Origin of the sequence: Aquicoccus sp. (genome assembly GCF_041686535.1) — a bacterium.
Taxonomy (GTDB): Bacteria; Pseudomonadota; Alphaproteobacteria; order Rhodobacterales; family Rhodobacteraceae; genus Aquicoccus.
In genome coordinates, this window is sequence record NZ_JAWLDS010000133.1 from 1 (window position 1) to 5,930 (window position 5,930).

5 protein-coding genes are annotated in these 5,930 nt (G+C 59.6%); 4 read left to right on the forward strand and 1 reads right to left on the reverse strand.

Annotated features, from left to right (window positions below; all coding sequences use genetic code 11):
• Positions 1–551 precede the first annotated feature (551 nt).
• Positions 552–1,337 (forward strand): sugar transferase, encoded by a 786-nt coding sequence (locus ACESL9_RS16530; protein ID WP_372675226.1) that lies wholly within the window; start codon positions 552–554, stop codon positions 1,335–1,337.
• Between the two features lie 542 nt (positions 1,338–1,879).
• Entirely contained in the window at positions 1,880–2,089 is a 210-nt protein-coding gene (locus ACESL9_RS16535; protein ID WP_372675227.1) for a hypothetical protein, read from the forward strand.
• 38 nt (positions 2,090–2,127) lie between these two features.
• Here the strand turns inward: ACESL9_RS16535 and ACESL9_RS16540 are convergent, their stop codons facing one another.
• Complete coding sequence (locus ACESL9_RS16540) at positions 2,128–3,360, reverse strand: O-antigen ligase family protein (protein ID WP_372675228.1); 1,233 nt, start codon at positions 3,358–3,360, stop codon at positions 2,128–2,130.
• Positions 3,361–3,490: 130 nt separating this feature from the next.
• Here ACESL9_RS16540 and ACESL9_RS16545 point away from each other — a divergent pair, with 130 nt between their 5' ends.
• Positions 3,491–4,279 (forward strand): hypothetical protein, encoded by a 789-nt coding sequence (locus tag ACESL9_RS16545; RefSeq protein ID WP_372675229.1) that lies wholly within the window; start codon positions 3,491–3,493, stop codon positions 4,277–4,279.
• Complete coding sequence (locus ACESL9_RS16550) at positions 4,276–5,826, forward strand: FAD-dependent oxidoreductase (protein WP_372675230.1); 1,551 nt, start codon at positions 4,276–4,278, stop codon at positions 5,824–5,826. Before ACESL9_RS16545 ends, ACESL9_RS16550 begins: the two co-directional genes overlap by 4 nt.
• Positions 5,827–5,930: the final 104 nt, after the last annotated feature.

Consider the following 5,930-nt stretch of genomic DNA (forward strand, 5'->3'; position numbering starts at 1 on the left):
CGCTCCCCAAAGAAGCTGGCGGCGGCGTCCCCATGGCCGGCCCGGAAAACTACGCAGCATGATCCGAAACCAGGCGGCAACTACCTTGACAAACACCGTACGCAAGGGGCAGGGCGTGCTCGTTTTCTCCTGACATTCTGACCAGGATCATCCGCTCTGCGTCTCTCGGGTTACAATCGCGACCTCAGGTTTTAAAAGGCAGATGCACGAAGCGCTTTCCAGCTCTTCGAGCGCACGAATCGGGCTTCAAAGATTGTGCCGCGTTCAGGGCAAACCCAATCTCGTATCTTGAGATGATTCGGTCCATGTTTCGGGTCGCGCGACAACTAAAAAGAGAAGCAACTTTTATACGTACATCCAGAAGAAGATCTCGTGAGTGCGGTTTACCCAAACCCTCAAACATTCGTGACTTCTTTGTGCCGCAAGAGTTGATCTGAAAGATAAGTATGACATAATCATGATATATTAAGGTTTCTTGGGCTGGCTGCAATCCAACAATTTTCTGCAAGATATAATTGATGGATTATGAGAATATTTCGAGGTGAACGCGGATGAACGAGAACGGTTTAGCGGTTTCGAGAGTGTATGGTTTGGACAAGACCTTGAACAGCGATAATCCAAAGGACATCATGCAAGTTTGTGTTCATTCCTCGTGCATCCTTGCGGATGCTATGAATGAGCACCGTCAGGAGCATGCCTTTGAAAGAGGCCCCGCATCGGCCGTTGGTGGCGGCCTCAAACGCGTATTCGACATGTTGTTTGCGATTTTCGCGATCCTGACGTTTCTCGTTCCGATCACCGTCATCATGATTGCATTGAAGGTATATTCCCGGGGCCCGATATTCTTTGCCCATGAAAGGGTTGGTCTCGGCGGAACCCGGTTTCGGTGCCTGAAATTCCGAACAATGGTCGTGGATGCCGAAGAGCGCCTTCAAACCCTTCTTTCATCGGACGAAAAAGCGGCTGCCGAGTTCGCCCAGACCCGAAAGCTGAAGAACGATCCCCGGATCGTTCCGTATGTGGGTGCGTGGCTGCGCAAGTCGAGCATGGACGAACTGCCTCAGTTCTTCAATGTGCTTGTGGGCGAGATGAGTGTGGTCGGGCCGCGTCCCGTGACCGAAGACGAGATCCATGAACATTACGGGACCGACCATGCCTACATGAGAGCACGTCCAGGCATTACAGGTCTGTGGCAGATTTCAGGCCGCAACGATATTGATTATGCTGAACGCGTCGAGCTTGATGAAATTTATATAAAAACATGGAATTTCCGGAGAGATCTGTCGATTATCCTCCGCACAGCGGCAGTAATTTGCCGAGACCGTAACGGTTACTGAGCAATTTATCGCTACTTCCCAAACATTGACCTTGGACAGTGCTTTTTGTGCATTGAATCCATTCGCAACCTAGGATAGCGTCAACGACACAATTGAGTTGCGGTGCCAGTATTGTTTCCATGAAGGTCGATTTTGGATCACTGAGATCAAGATGCAGGTATCGCTCAGCGATCCACAATCGATACGGAAGTCATATCTTGTCCGAATTTGGAGCGTGTGTCGATGGGATGGTCGCTGTTGCAAGATGTTCGCCGTGGCTGTCGGGAAGACAAGGGCTGCCGGGTGCACTTCGGATCGAAGATTGAAAACACGTCCCTCGCATCGAAATCGACCGGCACGATGTGCTGCGCAATGGCCAAATCAAGGATGATGGACGCCAGTATGCTCTCGTCGGACTATAGCCATCCTGGCAAGATCGAAAGCTTCGGAAAAAGATCGGCCGAACGCTCGGCCCGTCGTAGCCTTTCCTTAACACATGGCCTTGACACTGGGCGTCAAGGCCATGTGGCACATCCGGAATATCACTTTGATCGGTACATGCTATGAAACAACTGATCGTCGGCGCCCCCATTTTCGCGGTTATCATGACTGCGTTGCTCATCTTTTCAGGAGTGGCTTGGTGGGTGGCGATCTGCGCGTTCTTCCTTGCAGCCCCATTCATGATTGGTTTGGCGACCTTTTTGTGCAACACGATCCTTCCATGCCATTACGAGGATCGGAAGGGTTCGGGAACCAAGAGCGCGTCGTCGTGATCCCTGGGGGCCGGTACGTTCGGGATGGTGATGCCGGGTTACTCCGGCGTGATCCGACGGCGGATCGCCATGATTGCTCCGATCCAGAAAATCACGTGGAACAGGACGAACGGCTTCAGAAAATCGGATTCCGTCATTGTTCGGGCAAGCACGATCATCATGTGTGAAAAGATGTAGATCGCCGGCATCGACCCTTCCGTAATCGCCCAGCGACCGATCATGAAGATGCCCCACGACAGCGCAAGAATCATGAGGCCGAGGCCGATCAGCCCTTGGTGAACGGCGATCTCGTAGTAGCTGTTGTGAAAATTGAAGGTATCCCAGGGATCTTTGTAAAACTCGAAATGTATCCTCTGGACAAGCGGCGACTCGTGGTAGCGCCAGAAGCCGCCTGCACCGACACCCAGCAGTGGATGCTCACGGATCTGGTTCTCTGCATAGTGCCACAGAACGGTTCGTCCTGTCAGCGTGCTGTCCTTGTTGAAATGTGACAAGATCGCATCGACAAGTTCGACCTGCTGGTAGGGCAGGATTGCCGATGCAACGATCAGCACGATGCCGAGCGAAAGAAACAGTATCGCAAGCCGGCTGGCGCGCAGCAGCCCCCCGCGAAGGATCACGGCCCCTGCGATCAACAGCAGGGCAGAGGCCAGCACCAGAAGCACGGCGGTGGCGGAGTTGCTGGCACCGGCCAGCCAGGCGGCGATACTCGCCATTCCGAGGGAGGACAGTCGGAAAAGCCACCTCGTGCCGGGATCGAGGAATACCGCAAAGGTGACGACCCAAAGGATCACCATGGTCTTGCCCATCGTGTTCTTCGAGGGGAAGATCCCAAGGTCGCCACGGCCGAACCCGGACGCGACGGCGAACAGATGGACGAATGCAATGACGCTCGCCGCGATGCAGATGGCATGCATGATCTGCCGCGCGCTGAGTGTGGCGGCGACCTGAAAGCAGATCATCAGCGTCAGGAACAGATAGAGCGCCTGCTTGAACGCATCGACGGGTTCCACGGCCCAGAGCAGCGAGATCAGGCACCAGGTCGGAAAGAGCAGCACGACCCATGCCCGTGCCAGAAGCGGGACGATCTTGGTCTGATCGCGCCAGATGCTATAGGCGTAATAAAGCGCCAGCGGATAGAGCAGCAATTCATCGCCGCGGAACTGGACGAATGTCACGGTCGACCAGATCGTGAAGACCATGAAGTCCCGCACTTGCGGCGATATGCGCAGCGTCGGGCCGATCGTGTGGCCGACTGTCACATGCGCCATGACAGGGCTCCTGTTTCTGGTGTCCCATCCGACCGATATTAGTATCGGCCGTTACCGAATCGAATGCAATTGATCTTTTCGGTGCCAACATGATTATGAAGGCAGTGAGCATGAGACAGGGCAGGACGAAATGAAAAGGGTCACGGCCATCGACGGGCATGTTCACATTCACCCGCGCGCCGATGTGGGAGTTCTGCTGGATGCCGCGGCGTGCAATATCGCCAGACTGGCAGGGGAAGGGGCCGATCCCTGCCTCCTTCTGACCGAAACCGCCCGGGCCAACGCTTTTGCCGAAATGCGTGCCGGTCACCGTGAGGTCCGCGGCTGGACGATCGACCGGTTGCCCGCAGATCCCGCCGTGATCGTGGCGCGCCGCGGGACCAGCCGTTTGCAGATCATCTCGGGGCGGCAGATCGTTACCTTGGAACGGCTTGAAGTGCTCGCCCTCGCCACGTGTGACAGGTTTTCCGATGGCCAGTCACTGGGCGACACGCTTGCAGCGGTGCAGGAGGCCGGGGTTCCCGCGGTACTGCCTTGGGGGTTGGGCAAATGGCTCGGCCAGCGCGGACGCCTTGTCGCCGACCGGATCCATCGCGGGGACCGGGGGCTGATGCTGGGTGACAACAAGGGACGCCCGAGGCCCTGGCCCGCGCCGAAACTTTTTCGTGAGGGGCGCGGATATATCGTGTTGCCGGGGACCGATCCCCTGCCGATACCGGGCAGTGAGGTCACCGTGGGAAGCTTCGGATTCCTGCTCGAGGGCGCGCTGGACTGCGATCGCCCCGCTGCGGATCTCGTGACCCGGCTTCACGGGCTGCGCCATCAACCGCCTGTCTTCGGGACCAGGATGACGGGGATCGCCGCGCTGAGCGCGCAATTGGCCTTGCGGCGGGCGAAGCATGCAGGGGATGTGGCGTGAAACGCGCAACCGTCGCTGACCTCGCCGCGGAGCCTTTCGACATCCTCGTCGTCGGTGGTGGCATCTACGGGATGATGACCGCGCGAGAGGCCGCCTTGCGTGGCCTGCGCGTCGCGCTTGTCGAACGGGCGGATTTCGGCGGCGCGACATCGCACAATTCTCTCAAGGTCATGCATGGCGGGGTCCGGTATGTGCAGCATTTCGATCTGGGGCGGCTTCGGGCCTCGGCGCGGGAACGCGCCTTCTGGCAGGCCGCCGCGCCGCAACTGGTCCACCCGATGGAGTCCATCATTCCGTTGTTCGGCCACGGTGTCCGGGGACCAGGTGCCTTTGCCGCGGCCGCGGCGCTCTACACGGTGGCTTCGGCGGGGCTGCGCGGTCCGGGATATGGCGGCACCGGCGTGGTGTCGGCACGCACCGCACGCGCCAGGCTCGGCGATCTCGCCCCGGCCGGGTTGACAGGCGGGGGGGTCTGGCGCGACGGGCAGATAAAGGATGTCAACCGGCTGCACATAAGTGTGTTGCGCAGCGCTTTCGAAGCCGGGGCGATGCTGTCCAACCATGTCGAGGCCGTGGCGCTGATTCGTGAGGGCGATGCCGTCACGGGCGCCCGGGTGCGGGGGGTGTTCACCGGAGACGAAGGCACGGTCCGCGCAGGCGTGACCGTCTGTTGCTCCGGCGCGGCGACCGCACGGCTCGCCGACGGTGCGATCCCGGGTGCTGCGCGTCGTTTCCCCGGCTTCGCGCGCGCAACGAACCTTGTGATCGACCGGCCCGCGGAAGCGGCCGCGAAGGGCATCGTCAGTCGCGGCCGCTCGGACGCCATCGTGGACCGGGGCGGCCGCATGTTCTTTCTGACACCCTGGCAGGGCCGAACGATCATCGGCACCCACGAGTCGTCTGTATCGGACGGAACCGCGCGCGATCCGGTGGATATCCGGCATTTCCTTGAAGAGATCACCGAGGCGGCCCCGGCCCTCGGCCTCGCGGAGCGGGATATCGTGTGGGTTCATCAGGGTCTGATTCCGGCCGATGTCGATGACGGCCCGAACGGGGTTCGGCGCATGACACGCGGAACGCTCATCGATCATGCCGAGGCGGACGGCGTCGGCGGGCTCATCAGCGTCGTCGGCGTGAAATACACGACCGCGCGCCTCATCGCGGAACGCGTGATAACACGTACTGGCCGCCAACTCGATGCGCCGCCGGCTGATCCCGAGGTCTCCTGCAGAACGTCCTTGCCTGAGGTCGCTCCGGCGTTGGTCGACACGGACTCGGACCGGACGCTGGACGCGCGGATGCGGGATGCTTTCGAAAATGAGATGGCCGTGACGCTCGCCGACGCCATCATCCGGCGAACAGGTCTTGCAGAGCTTGGTTCGCTGGATGTCCGGGCCTCGGTTCTCAAGGATCGTGTCCTGCGTGCCGCGGCAAAGGTGCAGGCCTGGGACGACCGGCGCATGGCGCAAGAGCGTGACACACTCGACTGCGCGCTGGCCGAGGCGGCGCCCGTGAACGGACGCCACCCCGGTATTGTCAAAAAGTGATCAGAAGATCGTCTCCGGTCCAGAGTTCCTGGGCGTCCAGTCCCCGGCCGTTGCGGATATAGACGAGGGGGATGAAATCGTCACCGCCGCCATCGACGTCGATC

Bases quoted from the DNA above. Each gene is read 5' to 3' on its own strand.
- ACESL9_RS16535 (WP_372675227.1), top strand. From the start codon at position 1,880: ATGAAACAACTGATCGTCGGCGCCCCCATTTTCGCGGTTATCATGACT.
- ACESL9_RS16530 (WP_372675226.1), top strand. From the start codon at position 552: ATGAACGAGAACGGTTTAGCGGTTTCGAGAGTGTATGGTTTGGACAAG.
- ACESL9_RS16540 (WP_372675228.1), bottom strand. From the start codon at position 3,360: ATGGCGCATGTGACAGTCGGCCACACGATCGGCCCGACGCTGCGCATA.
- ACESL9_RS16545 (WP_372675229.1), top strand. From the start codon at position 3,491: ATGAAAAGGGTCACGGCCATCGACGGGCATGTTCACATTCACCCGCGC.